Origin of the sequence: Microbacterium sp. J1-1, assembly GCF_024498615.1 — a bacterium.
Taxonomy (GTDB): Bacteria; Actinomycetota; Actinomycetes; order Actinomycetales; family Microbacteriaceae; genus Microbacterium; species Microbacterium aurugineum.
In genome coordinates this window covers 1,943,905-1,966,204 of record NZ_CP089590.1, presented here as the reverse complement: position 1 = coordinate 1,966,204, position 22,300 = coordinate 1,943,905, and the positions used below count along the sequence as shown (strand labels likewise).

19 protein-coding genes are annotated in these 22,300 nt (G+C 67.3%); 13 read left to right on the top strand and 6 right to left on the bottom strand.

The genetic code is table 11. The features are described from left to right. Positions 1 to 83 precede the first annotated feature (83 nt). From LRQ07_RS09330 to LRQ07_RS09320, 3 genes are all read left to right on the top strand, one after another. Complete coding sequence (locus tag LRQ07_RS09330) at positions 84 to 1,025, top strand: proteasome assembly chaperone family protein (RefSeq protein WP_131491133.1); 942 nt, start codon at positions 84 to 86, stop codon at positions 1,023 to 1,025. A gap of 168 nt (positions 1,026 to 1,193) precedes the next feature. After that, the gene (locus tag LRQ07_RS09325) at positions 1,194 to 2,435 is read left to right on the top strand and encodes an RNA polymerase sigma factor (RefSeq protein WP_047519402.1); all 1,242 of its coding nucleotides are present in this window, start codon (positions 1,194 to 1,196) and stop codon (positions 2,433 to 2,435) included. After that, the gene (locus tag LRQ07_RS09320; protein ID WP_153244169.1) at positions 2,432 to 3,127 is read left to right on the top strand and encodes a coenzyme F420-0:L-glutamate ligase; all 696 of its coding nucleotides are present in this window, start codon (positions 2,432 to 2,434) and stop codon (positions 3,125 to 3,127) included. The genes LRQ07_RS09325 and LRQ07_RS09320 overlap by 4 nt, the downstream gene beginning before the upstream one ends. Positions 3,128 to 3,189: 62 nt before the next feature. Here LRQ07_RS09320 and LRQ07_RS09315 read toward each other — a convergent pair whose 3' ends face one another. After that, positions 3,190 to 4,206: a sugar-transfer associated ATP-grasp domain-containing protein gene (locus tag LRQ07_RS09315; RefSeq protein ID WP_131491132.1), complete on the bottom strand. Its 1,017-nt coding sequence runs from the start codon at positions 4,204 to 4,206 to the stop codon at positions 3,190 to 3,192. Positions 4,207 to 4,286: 80 nt separating this feature from the next. On the opposite strand from LRQ07_RS09315, the gene LRQ07_RS09310 reads away from it, so the two are divergent. Together LRQ07_RS09310 and LRQ07_RS09305 are read left to right on the top strand one after the other, a co-directional pair. After that, on the top strand, positions 4,287 to 4,997 hold the full coding sequence (locus tag LRQ07_RS09310) for an alanine racemase (RefSeq protein WP_256534424.1): 711 nt from the start codon (positions 4,287 to 4,289) through the stop codon (positions 4,995 to 4,997). After that, positions 4,994 to 6,034, top strand: a complete 1,041-nt coding sequence (locus LRQ07_RS09305) for an alanine racemase (protein WP_256534423.1) — start codon at positions 4,994 to 4,996, stop codon at positions 6,032 to 6,034. Before LRQ07_RS09310 ends, LRQ07_RS09305 begins: the two co-directional genes overlap by 4 nt. 21 nt (positions 6,035 to 6,055) lie before the next feature. Here LRQ07_RS09305 and LRQ07_RS09300 read toward each other — a convergent pair whose 3' ends face one another. Continuing rightward, on the bottom strand, positions 6,056 to 6,274 hold the full coding sequence (locus LRQ07_RS09300) for a hypothetical protein (protein WP_047519411.1): 219 nt from the start codon (positions 6,272 to 6,274) through the stop codon (positions 6,056 to 6,058). A gap of 181 nt (positions 6,275 to 6,455) precedes the next feature. Here LRQ07_RS09300 and LRQ07_RS09295 point away from each other — a divergent pair, with 181 nt between their 5' ends. Further along, on the top strand, positions 6,456 to 8,594 hold the full coding sequence (locus LRQ07_RS09295) for a DNA gyrase/topoisomerase IV subunit B (protein ID WP_413775520.1): 2,139 nt from the start codon (positions 6,456 to 6,458) through the stop codon (positions 8,592 to 8,594). A gap of 58 nt (positions 8,595 to 8,652) precedes the next feature. On the opposite strand, the gene LRQ07_RS09290 is transcribed toward LRQ07_RS09295, so the two are convergent. Then, positions 8,653 to 11,094, bottom strand: coding sequence for a DNA topoisomerase (ATP-hydrolyzing) subunit A (locus LRQ07_RS09290; RefSeq protein ID WP_256534422.1), 2,442 nt, complete (start codon positions 11,092 to 11,094; stop codon positions 8,653 to 8,655). Positions 11,095 to 11,138: 44 nt separating this feature from the next. Between LRQ07_RS09290 and LRQ07_RS09285 the strand changes: the two genes are divergently transcribed. Then, on the top strand, positions 11,139 to 12,260 hold the full coding sequence (locus tag LRQ07_RS09285) for an alkaline phosphatase family protein (RefSeq protein ID WP_232761784.1): 1,122 nt from the start codon (positions 11,139 to 11,141) through the stop codon (positions 12,258 to 12,260). A gap of 31 nt (positions 12,261 to 12,291) precedes the next feature. Here the strand turns inward: LRQ07_RS09285 and sepH are convergent, their stop codons facing one another. After that, complete coding sequence (gene sepH, locus LRQ07_RS09280) at positions 12,292 to 13,338, bottom strand: septation protein SepH (protein ID WP_232761785.1); 1,047 nt, start codon at positions 13,336 to 13,338, stop codon at positions 12,292 to 12,294. A 198-nt stretch (positions 13,339 to 13,536) separates the two neighbouring features. Here sepH and LRQ07_RS09275 point away from each other — a divergent pair, with 198 nt between their 5' ends. Then, the gene (locus LRQ07_RS09275; protein ID WP_046747247.1) at positions 13,537 to 13,830 is read left to right on the top strand and encodes a DUF4193 domain-containing protein; all 294 of its coding nucleotides are present in this window, start codon (positions 13,537 to 13,539) and stop codon (positions 13,828 to 13,830) included. 66 nt (positions 13,831 to 13,896) lie between these two features. Here LRQ07_RS09275 and LRQ07_RS09270 read toward each other — a convergent pair whose 3' ends face one another. Next, entirely contained in the window at positions 13,897 to 14,367 is a 471-nt protein-coding gene (locus tag LRQ07_RS09270; RefSeq protein WP_232763133.1) for a DUF3093 domain-containing protein, read from the bottom strand. Between the two features lie 12 nt (positions 14,368 to 14,379). Here LRQ07_RS09270 and dut point away from each other — a divergent pair, with 12 nt between their 5' ends. The 4 genes from dut to LRQ07_RS09250 all read left to right on the top strand — a co-directional run bounded on the left by dut (position 14,380) and on the right by LRQ07_RS09250 (position 19,152). Then, complete coding sequence (gene dut / locus LRQ07_RS09265) at positions 14,380 to 14,853, top strand: dUTP diphosphatase (RefSeq protein ID WP_131491128.1); 474 nt, start codon at positions 14,380 to 14,382, stop codon at positions 14,851 to 14,853. Next, on the top strand, positions 14,846 to 15,433 hold the full coding sequence (locus LRQ07_RS09260; RefSeq protein WP_047519423.1) for a DUF3710 domain-containing protein: 588 nt from the start codon (positions 14,846 to 14,848) through the stop codon (positions 15,431 to 15,433). Before dut ends, LRQ07_RS09260 begins: the two co-directional genes overlap by 8 nt. Next, the gene (locus LRQ07_RS09255; RefSeq protein WP_134353779.1) at positions 15,430 to 16,164 is read left to right on the top strand and encodes a DUF3159 domain-containing protein; all 735 of its coding nucleotides are present in this window, start codon (positions 15,430 to 15,432) and stop codon (positions 16,162 to 16,164) included. The genes LRQ07_RS09260 and LRQ07_RS09255 overlap by 4 nt, the downstream gene beginning before the upstream one ends. Before the next feature lie 153 nt (positions 16,165 to 16,317). Next, positions 16,318 to 19,152 (top strand): aconitate hydratase, encoded by a 2,835-nt coding sequence (locus LRQ07_RS09250; RefSeq protein ID WP_413775519.1) that lies wholly within the window; start codon positions 16,318 to 16,320, stop codon positions 19,150 to 19,152. Positions 19,153 to 19,281: 129 nt separating this feature from the next. Here LRQ07_RS09250 and LRQ07_RS09245 read toward each other — a convergent pair whose 3' ends face one another. Continuing rightward, positions 19,282 to 19,788: a hypothetical protein gene (locus LRQ07_RS09245; protein ID WP_256534420.1), complete on the bottom strand. Its 507-nt coding sequence runs from the start codon at positions 19,786 to 19,788 to the stop codon at positions 19,282 to 19,284. 556 nt (positions 19,789 to 20,344) lie between these two features. Here LRQ07_RS09245 and dxs point away from each other — a divergent pair. Further along, positions 20,345 to 22,285: a 1-deoxy-D-xylulose-5-phosphate synthase gene (dxs, locus tag LRQ07_RS09240; protein WP_256534418.1), complete on the top strand. Its 1,941-nt coding sequence runs from the start codon at positions 20,345 to 20,347 to the stop codon at positions 22,283 to 22,285. Positions 22,286 to 22,300: the final 15 nt, after the last annotated feature.

The following is a 22,300-nucleotide window of genomic DNA, read 5'->3' as shown; positions in this document are numbered from 1 at the left end:
GGAGTCGCGCGCCGGGTGGGTGTGTTCGCTCTCAGCGAGACGGCTCGGGGCCCGGCACCGGGACCTGCTCGTAGCATGGACACATGCCCTTCTCCGGAGAGATCCACGAACGCGTCGCGAATGCGCCGACCGTGCCGCACGGCCTGCCACTGGTGCTGCTTCTCACCGGCTTCACCGACGCGGGGAGTGCAGTCTCCGGGCTCATCGAGCACCTGCGTGAGACAGCCTCTCCTGAGCCCGTCGTGGTCTTCGACAACGATGCCCTTCTCGACTACCGCGCGCGGCGGCCGGTGATCTCTTTCGATCAGGACCATCTCACCGAGTTCAAGCCATCGCGACTCGAGCTGTCGCTCGCGACGGACGCGCTCGGTCGTCCTTTCCTGCTCCTCGCCGGCTACGAGCCTGACTTCGCCTGGAACCGCTTCGCGGACACCGTCCTCGCGCTGGCTGCGGAGTTCGAGGTCTCCGGGTTCCACTGGGTCCATTCGATCGCCATGCCGGTTCCGCACACGCGTCCCATCGGTACGACGGTCAGCGGCAATCGTCGAGAGCTCACCGTCGCGCACTCCGTCTGGCGTCCGCGCACCCAGGTGCCGGCGACGGCAGGGCACCTGCTCGAGTTCCGTTTCGTCGAGCGCGGCGACCGCGCCGTCGGTTTCGTGCTGCTGGTGCCGCATTACCTCGCCGAGACGGAGAACCCGGATGCGGTGATCGCCGCCGCCGAGCGTCTGATGGCCTCGACGGGGCTCGTGCTGATGCTGGACGAGGTGCAGGAGCGTCGCGAAGACTACGTGGCCCGTGTCGACGAACAGGTCGCCGGGAACGATGAGCTCCAGCAGATGGTCCACAACCTCGAGCGCCGATACGACGCGTACATGGCGGGTCGGAACCCCGACGACGACTCGTACGACGAGGGCGGGTTCAGCGAGCGCGATCTTCCCAGCGCCGACGAACTGGCTGCGGAACTGGAGCGCTATCTCGCCTCCCGTCCCTCCGGCGACGAGGACAAGCCCGGCCGCGCCTGAGTCCGTTCGGGGAGAACTTCGTCGGAATGCGCCTGCATCGCCACACGTGTGCGATACTAGGACTCTGACCCGTTGTCAATCGGCGTTTTCGAGCGCTGGACTTGACAAGGGTCTTACTAGTGTCCGAAATGTCCCGGGGTGAGAGATTCGCCCCGTGAAAGGCGAAACGTGACTCCTGCCACGACGAAGAACACCCGGACGAAGAAGGCTGCCGCTGAGACCGCCGTCGACGCCCAGGTCGAGGCCGAAGCGTCTGAGAAGCCCGCGCCCTTGAGCGCTGCCAAGCGCGCTGCTGCCAAGCGCGCCCCGGTCAAGAAGAAGAAGTCCGACGACGTCGTCGAAGAAGACGAGGCCCCTGTCGTCGCTGCGGAGGACGCCGACGAAGAGGACGAGGACTCCAAGCCGAAGTTCACCGAGCCGCTGCCGACCGGCGCGATCGTCATCTCGTCCAACGACGACGAAGACGTGCCGGTCTACTCGACGCAGATCACCGGCGCCACGGCTGACCCGGTCAAGGACTACCTGAAGCAGATCGGTAAGGTCGCTCTGCTGAACGCCGCCGAAGAGGTCGAGCTTGCGATGCGCATCGAAGCCGGTCTCTTCGCCGAGGAGAAGCTGTCAGCGATGACGCCGGCCGAGAAGACGAGTCAGCTCGGTCTCGACCTGCAGTGGGTCGCCCGCGACGGTCAGCGCGCGAAGAGTCACCTGCTCGGAGCGAACCTCCGACTCGTCGTCTCGCTCGCGAAGCGCTACACGGGCCGCGGCATGCAGTTCCTGGACCTGATCCAGGAGGGCAACCTCGGTCTCATCCGCGCGGTCGAGAAGTTCGACTACACCAAGGGCTTCAAGTTCTCGACGTACGCCACCTGGTGGATCCGTCAGGCGATCACGCGCGCGATGGCCGACCAGGCCCGCACGATCCGTATCCCGGTGCACATGGTCGAGGTCATCAACAAGCTCGCCCGCGTGCAGCGTCAGATGCTCCAGGACCTGGGACGCGAGCCCACCCCGGAAGAGCTCAGCCGTGAGCTCGACATGACGCCGGAGAAGGTCGTCGAGGTCCAGAAGTACGGCCGCGAGCCGATCTCGCTGCACACGCCGCTCGGTGAGGACGGCGACAGCGAGTTCGGTGATCTCATCGAAGACACCGAGGCCGTCGTGCCAGCGGATGCCGTGGGCTTCACCATGCTGCAGCGCCAGCTCGAGCAGCTCCTGGACTCGCTGTCCGAGCGCGAAGCTGGTGTGATCCGCATGCGCTTCGGCCTGGGTGACGGTCAGCCGAAGACCCTCGACCAGATCGGCGACACGTTCGGGGTGACGCGCGAGCGCATCCGTCAGATCGAGTCGAAGACCATGGCGAAGCTCCGGCACCCGAGCCGCTCGCAGTCGCTGCGGGACTACCTCGAATGAGCCAGGCGAACGACGGCAAGGCGCTCGAGACGGTCGTCGACGGCACGAGCTATGCGCGTATCCCGCTGCGCACCCGTGTGGTCATGCCCGAGGACGACCTCGACGCGATCATCACGGAGTATGCGAAGGATGCGGTGCAGCCGGGTGACCTGCTGTTCGTGACCGAGAAGATCGTGGCGATCACCCAGGGTCGGTCGTACCGTCTCGACGAGATCAAGCCGCGCAAGCTCGCGCTCTTCCTCTCGAAGTACGTCACGCGCACGCCGTACGGGATCGGACTCGGCATGCCCGAGACGATGGAGATGGCGCTCCGCGAATGCGGCACGCCCCGTATCCTGTTCGCGTCCGCCGTGGCCGCCGTCACCAAAGCGTTCGGTCGCCGTGGTGACTTCTACCGCATCGCGGGTGACAAGGCGCGTGCCATCGACGGTCCCACCAAGCACACGATCCCGCCCTACAACGAGGCGGTCGTGCTCGGACCCAAGGACCCGGATGGCGTCGCCGCTCGGCTGAAGGCGTTGATCGGTGGCCAGGCAGAGGTCGCCGTCGTCGACATCAATGACCTGGGTGGCAACATCCTCGGCTCGACGCTCGACAAGAACGGTGAGCACCGGCTCGTGAAGATCCTCGGTGACAACCCGCTCGGTCAGGGACTGGAGTCCACGCCGCTCGGGATCGTCCGCGCGGTCTGACTCGCTCAGATCTACGGAGAAGGCCCCGGATGCGCAGAGCATCCGGGGCCTTCTGCGTTTCCTCAGAAGCCGATGACCTCGCGGTAGCGCGGCTTGTGGCCGGTACGGATGCCGGTCACGCTGGGCTTGTTCTCGTACACTCCGGCTCCCCAGTTGCCTTCCACGAGCACGGGGCCGTCGGGGGAGACCACGATGTCCCAGCCCACGTACTGCACCTGCGGCACGACGCGCGCGACGTCGTCGATGAAGGCACGAACCTCCTCCATGTACGGCAGCTGGAAGTCGGCGATGCGGAAGCCGGAATCCGGATGTGTCTCGTGCACATGTCCGTGGGAGTCGTACCCGGCGCCGATCGCGTGTCCGTTCTGGTCGAGCATCGTGTAGAAGCCGCCGAAGGTCATCTGGTCGCTGACAGCGCCACGGCCGAACTTCTGCGCGATCGCGAGGATGTGCGCTTTCTCACCGTCGAAGAAGGCGGTGATGCGCGTCGTGTTCACAGTGCCGGGGCAGACGGCGGCCAGAGCGTCGTGCTGCCGGATCACCTCTTCGATGAGAAGCTCGCCGCGGTCCAGCAGTCCGCGATGGAACTCGTCCCAGTCGTCGATGTCCGCCGCGTGATAGCGATGCACACCGGTTCCCGCCTGCCCTACCGGCTCCTTCGTGACGATCGTGCCGAGGCGCTCGGTCAGCTCGCGCACCGCAGCGGCGTTGCCTTCCTCGACCGTCATCCACTCGCGTTTCAGGAAGGGGGAGAACTGCTTGTCGAACTCGACCTTGTCCTGGAAGATCCAGCGATAGTCAGGGTGGTCGAATCGCTGCGAGAGCTGGTTCGACACGGGGTGGGTCATGTAGGTCTCGCGCTCCGCCTTGGTGAGCATGGCGAAGTCGTAGTCGATGTAGTCCTGGAACCCGACGTTGTGCCGGGCCGCGGACCAGAGCATGTCGACGACGATGGCAGGGACGGCCTTGTGGTGCTGTTCCGATGCCTCCTTGGCCCGTTCCACCACCGATCCGACGTCGATGCGGCGAGCGCGTCCCAGCAGGTAGCGGATGCGGGGCGCGAGGGAAAGACGAGACATATGGCTCCAGGGTCGGGGTCCCCACCAGTCTACGGGGGACTCGGAGGTCCACCTGGGAGGCGGAAGCTAGGGTGGAGGACGTGTGTGAGACGACTTCCAGCGCCCTGCCTTTCGCGATGATCTCCCGCTCGGCGCTGGCGGCAGGGGCGTCGGCGGCAGTGCGCGCAGGAGGACGTATCGCGGATCTGCGACGCGATGCCTGGGGCCACGGAATCCTCGCCGTCGCGCAGGCGGTGACCGCAGCCGGCGCCGAACGGGTGCTGGTCGATTCCGTCGGTGAGATCGAGGCGCTGCGGCTGGAGGGAATCGTCGGGGTCACCTCGGTTGAGGCGGATATCGACCCGACTCTGCTCTACGGGCTGCCGGACGAGCGCGGAGTCCTCTCGACGCAGCCGGTGATGCGCCTCAGCGGCCGAGTGATGTCCACCAAACGCTTGCGCGCCGGGGATGCGGTGTCGTACGGATACACCTTCCGTGCGCCCGCGGAGACCACCGTGGCGTTGGTGACGGGCGGTTATGCGCAAGGGATCGTCCGTGCCCTCGGGAATCACGCGCACGTCGACGCCGCCGGGACGGCGCGACCCATCATCGGACGGGTCGCGATGGATGTCTGCGTCGTGGACCTGGAAGGCCCGGAGGTCGACATCGCGCCCGGATCGGAGGTCACCTATTTCGGTGGGTGGGGCACGGCCAAGGCCGGAGTCGCCCGATGGAGCGCGATCACCGGGCTGACGGCGGCGGAACTCGTCACGGTCGCGGGCGCGCACGCTGTGCGGGGGTGGGAGGCATGACCCGCCCGCAGCTGCGGATCAGCAGTGACGTCTTCCGCGCGAACGTCGATGCCGTCAAGGCGCGGATCGCGCCGTCGACCCTCATGCTCGTGCTCAAGGACGACGCCTACGGCCACGGGCTCGCGTGGGCGGTCGAGGCGGCGTCGAAGGCGGGCGTCGACTGGTTCGGGAGCTACGACATCGCGGGCGGCTCAGAGGTTCGGCGCGTCGTCGGAGGAGACGCGCGCATCTTTGCCTGGGCCACCTCGACGGACGCGGAGGTCGATGACGCTCTGCTGCACCGCATAGATCTCGGAGTCGGCACCGCCGAGTATCTGCGACGGATCATCGCCCGCGCGGAGGCGCTGGGCGCACGGGCGCGCGTGCACCTCAAGATCGACACGGGCCTGCACCGCAACGGCATACTCCCGGAGGACTGGGCCGACGTTGTCTCCGAGGTCAGGGCCTCGGAGGCCGCAGGACTCCTCGAATTGGAGGGGGTCTGGAGCCACATCGCTGAGGCGAGCGATGCGGAGGACGACGAGGCGCAGGCAGTGTTCCTGGACGCCGTGCGAGTGGTGGGGGAGTCGGGTCCGGTTCCGCGCGCATTGCACCTGACCGCGTCCGCGGCATCCTGGTGGCGACCGGAGCTGCGTGGCTCGGTCTCGCGCATCGGAGCGTTCTGCTACGGCATCCGATCCGCGGACGGCCCGGACCTCGAGGGTGTGCGACCTGCAGCAAGCCTCGTGGCCACGGTCGTCGAGGTCGCCGATGACGATGCCGTGATCGCTATCGGCAGCTTCGACGGTCTCCCGTCGACCTTGGGCGGAGCGAGCGTGGGGACTCCCGGTGGAGCCCGAGTGCTCACCGCCGTGGGTCAGACGACGTCGGTCGTCGACCGCTGGCCGGGAGCCCGGGTCGGCGACGAAGTGACGCTGTTCGGCGCGGGCGAATCCGGGGAGTCTTCCGCGACCACGCTCGCCGAGCGGATCGACACGGTCGGCGAAGAGATCCTCACCCGGCTCACCGCGCGAGTGCGCAGGGTCGTGATCGACTGACCCCTGGCCCGTCGAGGGTGATCAGACGGCTTCGATGAGACGCGCGGTCTCGTCGTGCCAGCTGGTGGCGACGCTGCGGAGCTTCTCTTCGTACTTGCGGCCGTGGTGGGCGCAGAACAGGAGCTCGGAGCCGTTCACCTCGGCGGCGATGTACGCCTGCGCACCGCAGGAATCACAACGATCCATGGCGGTCAGGCGGAACTCGACGGTGGAGGTGTCACGTTCGGTCGTTGCGTTCATCTCGGTGCCTCCTCGGGTGTCGGCTTCGCTTCGTGATTTGGTCAATACAACCACGCTGTACCTGTGTGCATGCCCGGTTTGCGGCGTGTTTCGCTCAGCGCGTACGCGTGCGCCTCGGACTCGCTCCGCGTGGGGAGTGTCGGCAGCCCGAGCGGAGGTGGCGAGAATAGACTCGGAGATTGTGAATGCCGAGTATTCTGCCCACCACCTCCAGGTGCTTGAGGGGCTCGAGGCTGTCCGCAAACGCCCGGGTATGTACATCGGGTCGAACGGCTCCCCGGGTCTCATGCACTGCCTCTGGGAGATCATCGACAACTCCGTCGACGAAGCGGTGGCGGGCAACGGCTCGAAGATCGACATCATCCTGCACAGCGACGGCAGTGTGGAGGTGCACGACCGCGGGCGCGGAATCCCCGTCGACGTCGAGCCCCGGACCGGTCTGAGCGGTGTCGAGGTCGTCTACACGAAGCTGCACGCGGGTGGGAAGTTCGGAGGTGGCTCGTACGCTGCGTCCGGTGGTCTGCATGGAGTCGGTGCCTCGGTGGTGAATGCGCTCTCCGAGCGGCTCGACGTCGAGGTCGACCGCGGTGGCAAGACCTATGCGATGTCCTTCCACCGCGGCGAACCGGGCATCTTCACGGACTCCGGCGAGAAGCGTCCTGACGCGCCGTTCACTCCCTTCGAGGAGAAGAGCGAGCTGCGGGTCGTCGGCAAGGCGCCACGAGGTGTCACCGGCACGCGTGTCCGTTACTGGGCGGATCGTCAGATCTTCACGAAGGACGCGGCGTTCCAACTCGCTGAGCTCGAGACCCGTGCGCGGCAGACCGCCTTCCTCGTTCCCGGTCTCGAGATCGTGGTGAAGGATGAGCGCGCCGTCCCCGTCCCCGAGCTCTCGAACGTCACCGAGGAGGAGGGCGCCGGGCCCGTCGCGGCCCCCGTGCCCGTGGAGACCTCGTACCTCTATGAGGGCGGTATCTCCGAGTTCGTCGACTACCTGGCGATCGACCCTCCGGTGACCGACACCTGGCGCATCCAGGGAGAAGGCACGTTCAAGGAGACCGTCCCGGTGCTCCAAGCGGACGGTCACATGATCGCCACCGAGGTCGAGCGTGTCTGCGCGGTCGACATCGCGCTGCGCTGGGGAACCGGCTACGACACCCGGGTCCGCTCGTTCGTCAATATCATCGCGACGCCCAAGGGCGGAACCCATCAGCAGGGCTTCGAACAGGAACTCCTCAAGGTCCTCCGGACACAGGTCGAGCAGAACGCCCGCCGCCTCAAGGTCGGCAACGACAAGCTCGAGAAGGACGACGTGCTGGCCGGACTCACCGCGGTGCTCACGGTCAACGTTCCGGAGCCGCAGTTCGAGGGCCAGACCAAAGAGGTCCTCGGGACGCCGGCCGTTCGACAGATCGTGGCGCAGGTGATCCGCAAGGATCTCGCCCAGCGCTTCACGTCGACCAAGCGCGACGACAAGAACCAGGCATCACAGCTCCTGGACAAGATCGTCTCGGAGATGAAGGCCCGTGTCTCGGCGCGCGCCCACAAGGAGACGCAGCGACGCAAGAATGCGCTCGAGTCCTCGACGCTTCCGACGAAGCTGGTCGACTGCCGCACCAACGAGGTCGATCGCAGCGAGCTGTTCATCGTCGAGGGCGACTCGGCTCTCGGCACGGCCAAGAACGCACGCAACAGCGAGTTCCAAGCCCTCCTCCCGATCCGCGGCAAGATCCTCAATGTGCAGAAGGCTTCCGTGGGGGACATGCTCTCGAACGCGGAGTGCGCATCGATCATCCAGGTGATCGGCGCCGGCTCGGGCCGGACGTTCGATCTCAGCGCGGCACGCTACGGGAAGATCATCCTGATGAGCGACGCCGACGTGGACGGCGCGCACATCCGCACACTGTTGCTCACCCTGTTCTTCCGCTACATGCGGCCGCTGATCGAGGACGGCCGTGTCTTCGCTGCCGTTCCCCCGCTGCATCGGGTGATCGTGATGAACCCGGGCTCGAAGCCCAACGAGACGATCTACACCTACAGCGAGCAGGAGATGCAGGCCTTGCTCACCAAGCTCCGCAAGGCCGGCAAGCGCTGGCACGAGCCGATCCAGCGCTACAAGGGACTCGGAGAGATGGATGCCGAGCAGCTGGCCAACACGACCATGGACCGCTCCGGGCGTCTGCTGCGCCGGGTGCGCATGGAGGATGCGGAGGCGGCAGGCCGTATGTTCGAGCTGCTGATGGGCAACGAGGTCGCCCCGCGGCGCGAGTTCATCATCGAGTCCTCCGACCGGCTCTCGCGCGAGTCGATCGACGCCTGACCTGAACTGATCTCGGGCGTCCGGGAGGCCGCCGGTGACGGAGGCCTCCCGGACGACGTCACACGATCGTGCGTCCGATGGTCCCGATCACGCCGTCGATGGGCTGGCCGGAGGCGTCGCGACGGGCACCGGACTCGGGGAGCTTGCGCACCGCACCGGTCGGGTCCACGGCCTGCGCCGGACCGGGGCCCACCCACGCGACCGTGAGCCGATCCTCGCCCTTCAAGAAGGCGTGCGCGCGCACGCCACCCGTCGCGCGCCCCTTGGCGGGGTACTCAGCGAACGACGACACCTTCGCGCGACCCGGATCCGTTCCCGGCAGGATGCTCTCGCCGCCGGAGACCGTGGCGACCACGGCATCGCTTGTCGGATCGACCACGCCGAAGAAGAGGACGGAGGTCCCGGGGCCGAGCTTGACCCCGGCCATGCCTCCGGCGGGGGCACCTTGGGGACGTACCGATGACGAAGGGAAGTGGAGCAGCCGGGCGTCGGTCGTCACGAACACCATCTCGGTGTCATCCGCTGCCTCCGCCGCACCGATGACCGTGTCGCCGGCCTTCAGGCCAATGACTTCGAGATCGGGGCGCGCGGGGAGCGAGGACGGAACGACGCGCTTCACCGTGCCCTGGGCGGTGCCGAGAGCGATCGGGATGTCGCTGTCGAAGCGCACGAAGCCGAGGACACGCTCGTTCTTGGTCGTGATGCCCAGGTAGTCGCGCAACGGCGTACCGGCCGCCAACTGCACCGAGGAGGAGGGGACGGAGGGAAGGTCGACGGGGGAGAACCGTACGACTCGGCCGAGACTCGTCAGCGCTCCGATCTCGGCGCGTACCGTGGTCTCGACCGTCGCGAGGATGGCATCGTGCTTGCTCCGACGCGCCGGAACCGTGAGCTCCTGGCCCTCTCCGAGATCGACGCGCACGGCTCTGCCGGTGGTCGAGAGGACGAGCACCGTGGGGGCATCGGCGATCTGCAGGTCGACCGCGCCCTTGGTCGCCCGGGGCTTCGGGGGAGCCGCGTTCATCAGGAGCGTCCGGCGAGGTGTGCCGTAGGCGTCGGCAGCGGCATCCAGCTCTCTCGCGACCGCCGCGCGGAGCAACACGGGGCTCCCGAGGAGTTCACGGAGCGAGGCGATCTCAGCCAGCAACGCGTCGCGCTCGCTCTCGAGCTCGATCCGCGAGAACTTCGTCAGGCGACGCAGCCGCAGCTCGAGGATGTACTCGGCCTGGAGCTCACTCAGATCGAACACCGAACGCAGCCGGGTGCGGGCCTGCTCGGAGTCGTCGGAGGAGCGGATGACCTGGATGACCTCGTCGATGTCGAGGATCGCGATGAGCAATCCCTCGACGAGGTGCAGGCGCTCCTCACGGCGCGCGAGACGGTACCGGCTGCGCCGGGTGATCACCTCCAGGCGATGTCCGACGTAGACGCTCAGCATCTCCTTGAGACCGAGCGTGCGAGGCTGGCCCTCGACGAGCGCGACGTTGTTGATGCTGAAGGAGTCTTCGAGCGGCGTCAGGCGGTACAGCTGCTCGAGGACGGCGTTCGGGTCGAAGCCCGTCTTCACGCCGATGGCGACGCGCAGTCCATGGTTGCGGTCGGTGAGGTCGGTGACATCACTGATGCCCTGCAGCTTCTTCGCCTGTACGGCATCGCGGATCTTTTCGATCAGACGCTCGGGACCGACCATGTACGGCAGTTCCGAGACGATGATGCCGGTGCGCCGCGGGCCCAGAGGTTCGATGGACGTCTTGCCCCGGACCTTGAGGGCGCCACGTCCGTTCGTGTACGCGTCCTTGACGCCGTCCAGACCCATCAGGATGCCCCCGGAGGGGAAGTCCGGCCCGGGTACGAACTCCATGAGCTCTTCGGTCGTGGCGTCCGGATTCTCCAGCAGGTGGGTCGCCGCCGCCACGACCTCGATGAGGTTGTGCGGGGCCATGTTGGTGGCCATGCCGACCGCGATGCCGCTGGCACCGTTGACGAGGAGGTTCGGGAACGCGGCCGGCAGTACGGCCGGCTGCTGGAACTGTCCGTCGTAGTTCGGGATGAAGTCGACGACATCCTCATCGAGGTTCTCGGTGAGGGCGAGTGCGGCGGCGGCCAGTCGGGCTTCGGTGTAGCGCGCGGCGGCCGGACCGTCATCCAGGGAGCCGAAGTTGCCGTGGCCGTCGACGAGCGGGACGCGCAACGCCCACTCCTGGGCGAGGCGCACGAGCGCGTCGTAGATCGCGGAGTCGCCGTGGGGGTGGAGCTTCCCCATGACCTCACCGACGACGCGAGCGCTCTTCACATGGCCGCGATCCGGGCGCAGGCCCATCTCGGCCATCTGGTAGAGGATGCGGCGCTGGACGGGCTTGAGGCCATCGCGGGCGTCGGGCAGGGCGCGCGAGTAGATCACCGAATACGCGTATTCGAGGAACGAACCCTGCATCTCCGTGGAGAGGTCGATGTCCTGGATGCGTTCCTCGACGGGCTCGGGCGGCGGGGTTTTCGGCATGGACTTCCTGAGGGCGTACGGGAGCCTGTGTCAGACTGGCTCGGATGTCCTTCATGCTACCGTCCGACTCTTCGAGCGCCCGGAGCGTCGTCGGGGTGGCGGCGGACCTGTTCGCCGCCCTGCGCGGCGAGTCCGAGGTGCTGCCCCCGGCGGAATCGGTCGTCCTCGTCGTCATCGACGGGCTCGGCGCGATCAGCCTTCGGGGACACGCCGGACACGCGCGGGCGCTGACGGCGGGCATGGCGAAGAAGGACGTCGCCCAGTCGGTGTTCCCCTCGACGACGGCCGCGGCCCTCACCAGCATCGTCACCGGAGTGTGGCCGGGCGCGCATGGCCTCGTGGGGTACCGCGTGCTCGACCCGAGTCGCGACGTACTCGTCAACCAGCTCAGCGGCTGGGAGAGCGACGGGATCGATCCGCTCGTCTGGCAGGCGGCGCCCACGATCTTCGAGCGCGCCGGACGCCGCGGTCACGAGAGCTTCGCCGTCGGTCTGGCCGCCTATGCGCACAGCGGTTTCACGAAGGCGACTCTTCGTGGCGCGGAGTTCGTCGCGGCGGACACCGCGGCATCCCGGATCGAAGCCGCCTACGCACTCGCTCAGACCCATCCTGGGGCGCTCGTCTACTGCTACCTCCCCGAGGTCGACAAAGCCGGCCACAAGCACGGGATCGCTTCGCGGGAGTGGGTTGCGGCGCTCGAGGACGTCGATGCGGCGCTCTCCGCACGCGTGCCTCCAGGGGTCGGCGTTCTCGTCACGTCCGACCACGGGATGGTCGACGTGCCGCAGAAACGTCAGATCGTCCTGGAGGAAGCGCATCTCACGGGGATCCGTCATCTGGGGGGCGAACCCCGGATGCTGCACGCCTACCTCGAGCCTGAGGTCGATGTCGCTGAGGTGATGACGCGCTGGCGTTCCGACCTCCAAGGGTCCGCCGATGTCCTCACCCGCGGAGACGCGGTGGATGCGCGCCTCTTCGGCCCGACGGTCACCGATGCCGCAGCGTCACGGATCGGTGACGTGCTGGTGATCGCGCGCGGAACCTGGGCCGTGTACGACGGCACGGCCGCCGACCAACGCGGGCGGGCGATGATCGGTCAACACGGCGCTCTCACGCCCGAGGAGCGTCAGGTTCCGCTGATCAGACTCGGGGCTTTCGCCCGCTGATCGTCGTCGGCGCGGCGACGACGATGTGGCGTCATTCATCCGTGCGAGCGCCGAAGACGATCTCGTCCCACGAGGGCATCGCGTTTCGACGGCGACGGCGCCCACCGGACTCGCCGGAATCCGTGGGTGTGGGCTGCGACGATGCGGGCGTCGATGCCTCCGGCTCCTCTTCCGGCTGATCCAGCGCGTCGAAGAGGGAGATCGGGTCGGAGCGTTCTGCGTCCTCGACGTCGTCGAGCAGCGGAGCCGTTTCGCGCTGTCCGCGACGGCGTCGAAGGGCCTCGAGCAGGTCGGCCGTCTCGGGGTTCGTGCTCGGTGTCGAGGGCGCACGCTTGATCGCGGCGTCCTGCGCCGCGAGATCGGAGCGCTCCGGGAGGGAGGGATCTTCGAACTCCGCCTCCGGAGTCGGCAGGAGACGCGGACCGAACGCCCCCGAATCGAAGCGGCTCTCATCCTTGTAGGGCGAGGTCGTGCGTTCGGCGTCGACCGCACGCAGTCGCGGGATGAGCCCCTCCGGCAGGGATCCCTGCCGTGAGAGCTGGGTCGCGTCGGCGTTCAGGGGTGACAGTGCACTGCGGCGAGGATCGAAGCTCCAGCGCGCGTCGTGTTCGACATCGTTGGCCGTGAACTCGAGTTTGATGGTCCAGCCGGAGTCCTCTTTCCAACTGGCCCAGCGCTCTGCAGTCGCCTCGATCTCGGCCAGCTTGGCGCGGACGGCGACGCCGAAGGTGGGCTGCGCATCGGGCTCGACCTCGCTGCCGATCAAGACCGGCACAGCGAGAGCCTGGCCGATGATGTGCTCTCGCTCGGCGAGGACCGGACCTTCGAACCGCGCGACGTCCTCGACGCTGATCCCGAGCAGCTCGGCGACTTCGGGAGCCGTCAGCCCGGCGCGGATCTGGGCCTGGATGTCACGAGGGCTCGCCGCAAGTTTCTGAGCGGTCGGCTCGGCCTGTCGGGTGGCGCGACGGATCTCGCGCTGCAGCATGTCGTCGATGGGCAGCGCGAACCGCTCGCCCGACTCGGTCGCGAGTACGAGGACTCCTGCTTCTGTGCCGACGATGGTGACGTTTTCCATGCGAATGCCCCTCTGGTGGGTGTCCGTTCATGGTGTCACGCGAGGGGGCTCGTGACCGGGAATAGCGTGGGCGTGCCGTGAGTTTCCTCTGTCGCACGGACGAGCATTTGCGTTATGACCTCGGGTCGTGCAAACTATGGCCGCCGAATACCCGACGGCGCACCACCCACTCGCACCATGAAAGTGGAGATCTACCGCATGGCAACCGATTACGACGCCCCCCGAAAGAGCGAAGACGACTCCGAGTCGATCGAAGCCCTGAAGGAGCGTGTGCCGGACAAGAACTCCGGCTCAAGCGGGGACGAAGACTCCGACAACCCGTCGAGCTTCGACCTTCCGGGTGCCGACCTTTCCGACCTCGAGCTCGATGTCGTCGTGCTGCCCGCGCAGCAGGACGAGTTCACATGCATGAGCTGCTTCCTCGTGAAGCACCGCTCGCAGCTCGACCACGAGGGCGCATCCGGGCCCATCTGCAAGGAGTGCGCTGCGTAGCAGCCCTTCGAGCGACGTCTCACGCGCCCCCGACCATCGTGGTCCGGGGCGCGCTGTCGTCTCCGGTCAGGCGCCGGTCTGCGCCGCGCGGATCGCTGCGGCCAGGCGGTCCGGAGTCCGCGTTGAGATGGTCCAGGCGTCGACCGGGTCGTCGACATCGAGATTCGGCACGACGACGATGCCGTCGATCCCACCGCGGATGAGATGCCAACCACGCGCCGGGAGTCCGGGCCCGCGTGCATGACGCGCATCCGCTCCGGTCAGCGCCACGGGATCGCCGAGGTGCGCGACATCGATATGTGCGCGGCCGGCGCGCAGGATGGCGCCCTCGACGGACACGACCGGCGTCGCGGCGACGAACGTCAGCACCAGGAGCGCGGAGACGGCCGCTCCGACGACGAGCGCGACCGTCGATCCGATCGGGACGAAGACGAGCGACACCATCGGCCCCGCCACCGCGACGGTGACCAGCAGCCACAGGCTGGGAGCGAGTCGTTCGCGATAGCGCGGGCGTGTGTCTGTGCCGGTGTTCTGCATTAGCCTCATGGGGTGACCGATTCCGTTGATATCCCCATTATCGCCGCGGCGGTGCCCGGATACGCGCATCCGGGTGATGCCGGCGCTGATCTGGTGGCGGCCGAGGCCGTGCATCTCGGACCGGGCGAGCGCGCGCTCGTCGGCACGGGCGTCCGTATCGCCCTTCCCGACGGTTACGCCGCGTTCGTGGTTCCGCGCAGCGGTCTCGCAGCCAAGCACGGGATCTCGATCGTGAACTCGCCCGGGACGGTCGACGCCGGATATCGGGGCGAGATCAAGGTGAGTCTGATCAACACCGATATCCACAGCGCGTACGATGTGGCGGTCGGCGATCGCATCGCACAGCTGATCATCATGCCGGTGACTCGCGCCACGTTCCTTCCGGTCGATGAGCTGCCGGAGAGCGTCCGCGGCGCCGGCGGATTCGGCTCCACCGGCTACCAGGCGGGGCACACGCAGAACGAAGCAGGGCAGGCCAATGACTGACAACAACGAGACTTCCCCGAAGTCGGCGCCCGAGAACCGCGCCACCGAGGGGCCCTTCGACGATTCCGAGGCGAATCCGGTTCGTCCCTACATCGACCTCGGTGGGATCAAGATTCTCCCCAGGGAGGGCCTGAACCTTCGGCTCGAGGTCGAGGAGCAGACCAAGCGCATCGTCGCCGTGGGGCTCGACTACGCGGACTCCTCGCTGCAGGTGCAGCCGTTCGCCGCACCGCGATCGGGCGGTCTGTGGGACGAGACCCGTGTGCAGCTGCGCGACCAGGTCAAGGCGCAGGGCGGTCGCGTCGAAGAGCGCGAGGGTCCGCTCGGCAAGGAACTCCTCGCCGAGGTTCCCGCCACCGCGAGCGAGGGGTCCGGCCTGCGTCTCGCGCGCTTCATCGGCATCGACGGTCCGCGATGGTTCCTTCGTGGAGTCATCGGGGGAGCAGGCGCGTCGGATCCGGAAGCGGGTGCGAAGGTCGAGGATCTCTTCCGATCGATCGTCGTCGTCCGCGGCGGCTCGCCGATGCCCCCTCGCGACCTGATCCCGCTCAAGATGCCGGCGACCCCGGGATCCGCGTGAGCACCCCGGACCAGGACCCCGAGCGAGAGAAGCGCACCTCCGAGATCCTCGGTGAGGCGCTCGGCGGTGCCGCTCGTCGGGCCGGCCTCGACCCGGCGGAGAGTTCGAGCACGCACAAGGTCGTGTGGTCCGCGATGGGTGGGTGGCGCGGCATCCTCGAATCGGTGCTGCCCAGCCTCGCATTCGTCATCATCTTCACTATCCGCCCCGAACCGCTGATCCTGTCGCTCGGCGTCTCGGTCGGGCTCGCGGCGGTCTTCACGGTCGTCCGACTCCTGCAGAAGTCGCCGCCGTCGGCCGCGCTCGGCGGTCTCATCGCCGCTGTGGCTGCCGCCGCCCTCGCGCTGTGGACCGGTCGAGGGGCGGACAACTTCGTTCCCGGACTCATCACGAACGCGGTGTACGGATCGGTGATCCTGGTGTCGGCCCTGATCGGATGGTCGCTGATCGGCCTCGCGGTCGGATTCCTGATGGGGGAGGGCACGACGTGGCGCAGTGATCGCCGTAAGCGCCGTGCCTACTTCTGGCTCGGGATCGCATGGGCTGCGCTGTTCTTCGCGCGTCTCGCCGTGCAGCTGCCGCTCTATCTCGCGGGAGACGTCACCGCCCTCGGCACCCTCAAGCTCGTCATGGGGTTGCCGTTGTTCGCCCCCCTCATCGCGGTGACCTGGCTGGTCGTCCGCGCTCTCCACCCGCGAGAGCCGGCGCGCGAGGATGCCTCCGAGGCGTGATAGATTTATCTTGATATCAAGATAAATCGCAGGCTTTCGCCCGCGGGCTGCGCGGAGCAGACTGGTTAGGTCCGCCTTGCTAGCCGCAGGGGCTCGCTGGCGAGCAAGATGGAGGCGCCTGTCGCTCCCATCCGAATAGAAGGAGACGGATTCGTGTCCACGGTGAACAGCTTCGGTGCCAAGAGCACCCTGACAGTCGGCAGCACCGACTATGAGATCTTCCGCATCGACACGGTGCCCGGTTTCGAGAAGCTCCCCTTCAGTCTCAAGGTCCTCCTGGAGAACCTGCTTCGCACCGAGGATGGCGCGAACGTGACGAAGGCGCAGATCGAGGCGCTGGGATCGTGGGATGCCGCGGCAGAGCCCAGCACCGAGATCCAGTTCACGCCGGCTCGCGTGGTCATGCAGGACTTCACCGGCGTCCCCTGCATCGTCGATCTCGCCACCATGCGTGAGGCCGTCACGGCACTCGGTGGCGACGCGAACAAGATCAACCCGCTCTCGCCCGCCGAGATGGTCATCGACCACTCCGTCATCGCCGACCTGTTCGGCTCGGAGAACGCTCTCGAGCGCAACGTCGAGATCGAGTACGAGCGCAACGGGGAGCGGTACCAGTTCCTGCGCTGGGGTCAGACGGCGTTCAGCGACTTCAAGGTCGTCCCGCCGGGAACCGGCATCGTCCACCAGGTGAACATCGAGCACCTCGCCAAGGTCATCTACGACCGCGACGTCAACGGCGTGCTCCGCGCCTACCCCGACACCTGCGTCGGCACCGACTCGCACACCACCATGGTCAACGGCCTCGGCGTGCTCGGCTGGGGCGTCGGCGGTATCGAGGCCGAGGCCGCGATGCTCGGTCAGCCCGTGTCGATGCTCATCCCGCGCGTCGTCGGCTTCAAGCTGTCCGGCGAGATCCCCGCCGGCGTGACCGCGACCGACGTCGTGCTCACGATCACCGACATGCTGCGCAAGCACGGCGTGGTCGGCAAGTTCGTCGAGTTCTACGGCGAAGGCGTCGCTTCCGTTCCGCTCGCCAACCGCGCGACCATCGGCAACATGTCTCCGGAGTTCGGCTCCACCGCCGCGATCTTCCCGATCGACGACGTGACGCTCGACTACCTGCGCCTCACCGGCCGCAGCGAAGAGGCCGTCGCGCTGGTCGAGGCCTACGCCAAGGAGCAGAAGCTCTGGCACGATGCCGCGCACGAGCCGACCTTCAGCGAGTACCTCGAGCTCGACCTCGGCACGGTCGTCCCGTCGATCGCGGGTCCGAAGCGCCCGCAGGACCGCATCCTCCTCTCCGAGGCGAAGTCGCAGTTCGAGCAGGACATCCTGAGCTACGCGTCGCCGTCCACCTCGGACTCGATCGTCGACCTCGAGTCGAAGCACTCGTTCCCGGCGTCCGACCCCGGTCAGGCACCCGGCGACGAGGAGCCGTCCACGCGGCCGGTGCACATCAACAGCGGCGCTCCCGCCAATGCCTCGAAGCCCGTGCCGGTCACCACGCCGTCGGGGGAGAAGTACATCCTCGACAACGGCGCGGTCACCCTCGCGGCCATCACCTCCTGCACCAACACGTCGAACCCGTCGGTGATGATCGCCGCCGGCCTCGTCGCACGCAACGCGCTCGAGAAGGGCCTGAAGCAGAAGCCCTGGGTGAAGACCACGCTCGGTCCGGGCTCGAAGGTGGTCACCGACTACTACGAGAAGTCCGGTCTCGACAAGGACCTCGAGGGCCTCGGCTTCTACACCGTCGGCTACGGCTGCACGATCTGCATCGGCAACTCGGGTCCGCTGATCGAAGAGGTGTCGGAGGCGATCAACTCGCACGACCTCGCCGTCACGGCGGTCCTCTCCGGTAACCGCAACTTCGAGGGACGCATCAGCCCCGACGTGAAGATGAACTACCTCGCCAGCCCGCCGCTGGTGATCGCGTACGCTCTCGCCGGCTCGATGCACTTCGACTTCGAGAACGACGCGCTCGGCAAGGGCACCGACGGCGAAGACGTCTTCCTGAAGGACATCTGGCCGACACCCGACGAGGTGCAGGAGATCGTCGACTCGTCCATCTCACGAGACCAGTTCATCAAGCAGTACGCGACGGTCTTCGACGGCGACGAGCGCTGGCGCAGCCTGCCCACCCCGGATGACGCGATCTTCCAGTGGGACGAGAACTCGACCTACGTCCGCAAGGCTCCGTACTTCGACGGCATGACGATGGAGCTCACCCCGGTGAAGGACATCGAGGGCGCTCGCGTCATGGCGACGCTCGGCGACTCGGTCACCACCGACCACATCTCGCCGGCCGGAAACATCAAGCCCGGTACGCCCGCGGCCCAGTACCTCACCGAGCACGGCGTCGACCGCAAGGACTTCAACTCCTTCGGCTCGCGTCGCGGCAACCACGAGGTCATGATCCGCGGCACCTTCGCGAACATCCGTCTGAAGAACGCGATGGTCGCGGCCGTCAACGACGGACAGGTCGTCGAGGGCGGATTCACGCGTGACTTCACCCAGCCGGGTGGGCCGCAGTCGTACATCTACGACGCGAGCATGAACTACCAGGCGCAGGGCACGCCGCTCGTCATCTTCGGTGGCAAGGAGTACGGCTCGGGCTCGTCGCGTGACTGGGCGGCCAAGGGCACGAGCCTGCTGGGCGTCAAGGCGGTCATCACCGAGAGCTTCGAGCGCATCCACCGCTCGAACCTGATCGGCATGGGTGTCGTCCCGCTGCAGTTCCCCGCGGGCGAGAGCTGGGAGTCGCTGGGTCTCGACGGCACCGAGATCGTCTCGATCTCGGGTCTGGAAGAGCTCAACAACGGAGTCACGCCGAAGACGGTCAAGGTCACGGCCACCCCGAGCGAGAACTCGCCCGAGGGCAAGCGGCCGGTGGAGTTCGACGCGGTCGTCCGCATCGACACCCCCGGTGAGGCCGACTACTACCGCAACGGCGGCATCCTGCAGTACGTGCTGCGTTCGCTCGTATAGTTTCTGAACCAATGAGCGCCCCGTCCGGCACCAGCCAGGCGGGGCGCTTTGCGTTGGGATCGCTCATAGAATCACGGGATGAGCTGACGCCCTCGCAGCGTCCGCCACACAGCGAAGGCCAGCTCTGTGCTACGGCCGCAGGCGCAGAACGTCGCCTGGCTGGATGGTGCCCTGCAAGTGAACGTCGTTGAAGTAGAACAGGCCTGTCCCGAACACGCAGAAGCGGGTAGCGATTCCCTGGATCGCATCGCCCGGTGCGACGGTGTAGGTCGTCGGGATGCCGTCGACTAGGCCGACCTCGCCCACCGCGAACTCGCGCGGACCGCTGTCGACGGGTGCGTCGAGCCGCGGCTTGGCCTCCGGAGTGTTCGGGTAGTACAGCGCCTCGCAGTCGCCATGCGTGCGGTCCGTGATCGGCGCGGCAGACGTGACCGGCTCATCAGCCGGAGCGGCAGCGGGCGTATCGACCGGAGCGGCAGCGGCCGTATCGACCGGAGCGGCAGCGGCGGGCTGGTTGAACAGTGCCCAGCCGCCGACCGTTGATGCGACCGTGCCGACAGCAGGAGCAGCGACAGCGGTGAGGCCCGCGACGACGAGCACGGACACGACAGTGGCGACCTTCTGAGAGCGGTTCATCCGTCTCAGCTTGGCACCGAACCGCTGTGGATGCCAGAGCCAGTGGGCAAGGACGGGACGGGCAGTGGTTCTGGTGTGGCCGACCCCACGACGGCGACACCAGGTCCTGTTGGCTGCGCAGCGGCGCGAACGTGGCGCGTGCCCTGGCGAACCGCGGGCAATGCGCCGGGGCCGATTTCACGGCCGTGATGGAGTTGCCGCGGTTCGCGCCGACGAGTACGTACGTGAACTCGTGGACGTCGAGGTCGCGCAGCTCGTAGGCCTTGGTGCCGTTCTCGAGGGCGACCTCGGCGGCGTCGTGCACGTCATAGGCGAACGACAGCTCGCGGTTTTCCGGTGTGAAAGTTGCCCTAGTAACTCACAACTCACACCACAGTACGTGCTGCGTTCGCTGGTCTGATCGCGAGGACGATGGGGCTCGGGTCTTCGGACCCGAGCCCCATCGTCCTGTCAAGGGGGTGCTCGCTCACCCGGTTCTCCCGTGTGAGCGCGATAGGATCGGGATGGCGTCGGCGCCCTGTCCGACGCTTCCGGTGAAGCCTGTGAGGAGGCGCAGATGCCCATTCTTCCGAGCATCTCAGGACCCCGTGATCTGGATGCGCTGTCGACGGATCAGCTCGCAGAACTCGCCGCGGAGATCCGCACCTTCCTCGTCGAGAACGTGTCCCGCACCGGCGGCCATCTCGGCCCCAACCTGGGCGTCGTCGAGCTGACCATCGCTCTGCACCGGGTTTTCTCCTCGCCGGACGATCCGTTCATCTTCGACACCGGCCACCAGTCCTACGTGCACAAGCTGCTCACCGGGCGACAGGACTTCTCCGGCCTCCGGGTGCGCGGCGGGCTCGCCGGCTATCCGCAGCGCGGCGAGAGCGACCATGATGTGGTGGAGTCCTCGCACGCATCGAGTTCCCTCAGCTGGGCGGACGGCATCTCCCGGGCCCTCACAGCGACGGGGCGTGCGGATCGTTATGTCGTCGCCGTCGTCGGTGATGGCGCGCTCACCGGCGGCATGACCTGGGAGGCGCTGAACAACATCTCCGACGACAACGACCGCAACCTGGTGATCGTCGTCAACGACAACGGCCGTTCGTATGCGCCGACGATCGGCGGCATGTCGCGGTATCTCAACCGCGTGCGCACCGCTGCCGCGTACAAGGATCTCCACCGCAAGTCGGACCGACTGTTCCGCGCCTTCGGTCCGGTGGGGCGTGCCGTGTTCCGCGGTGTCCGGGGTGGCACGCACGGGTTCCTCTCCCGTTTCGCCAACAACGAGGCGCTGTACTCGAACCTCGACATCAAGTACCTCGGCCCGGTCGACGGACACGATCTTCCCGCCCTCCTCGAGACGCTCGAGCTCGCGAAGTCGTACGGCGCACCGGTCATCGTCCACACGATCACCGAGAAGGGCCGCGGCTACCAGCCGGCGCGTGATGACGAGGCGGACCAGTTCCACGCCGTCGGCAAGATCGATCCGACGACCGGTGAGACTCTGTCATCGGGTGGGCGCGGCTGGACCGACGTCTTCTCCGATGCTCTGGTCTCGGTGGGGGAGCGCCGGAACGATGTCATCGCGATGACGGCCGCGATGCTGCGACCGACGGGTCTCGCGCCGTTCGCCGAGCGGTTCCCGGATCGGGTGTACGACGTGGGCATCGCCGAACAGCACGCGGTGGCGTCGGCCGCCGGACTCGCCTTCGGTGGGCTGCACCCGGTGGTCGCGCTGTACGCCACCTTCATGGGTCGTGCTTTCGACCAGGTCCTGATGGATGTCGCGCTCCACCGCGCGGGCGTCACCTTCGTGCTCGACCGTGCCGGCGTGACCGGCCCTGACGGCCCCAGCCACCACGGCATGTGGGACCTGGCGATGCTGCAGATCGTTCCCCACATCCGCATCGCGGCTCCTCGCGACGGCGCTCGGCTGACCGAAGCGCTCGAAGAAGCCGTGGAGGTCGATGATGCGCCGACCGTCATCCGATTCCCGAAGGGGGAGGTGGCGCCAGACCTTCCGGCGATCGAGAGGCTGCATGACGGTGTCGACGTGCTCGCCCGTGGTGAATCCGAGGACGTGCTGGTCGTGGCGATCGGTCCCTTCGCCGAACTCGCGCTGGATGTCGCCGACAGGCTGCGGGCGCAGGGGATCGGGGCGACCGTCATCGATCCGCGTTGGGCCATCCCGGTGCAGCCGTCGATCGTCGAGCTGGCCGCTCACCACCGCCTCGTGATCACGTTGGAAGACGGCATCCGCGTCGGCGGGATCGGAACGCGAGTGCGGCAGGTGCTCCGCGAGGCCGGGATCGACACCGCTGTCGACGAGCTGGGCCTCCCTGACGAGTTCATCGATCACGCGTCACGGGACCAGATCCTCGGTGACGCGGGTTTGACAGCGCCGAAGATCGCCCAGGACATCGTGTCCCAGGTGCTCGGCACCCGGATCCCGAAGGCGCGTCACGCAGGGGAGACCGGGACGATCGATCTGCCTTTGCGCGAAAGCCGCTGATACGGCGTCTGATCG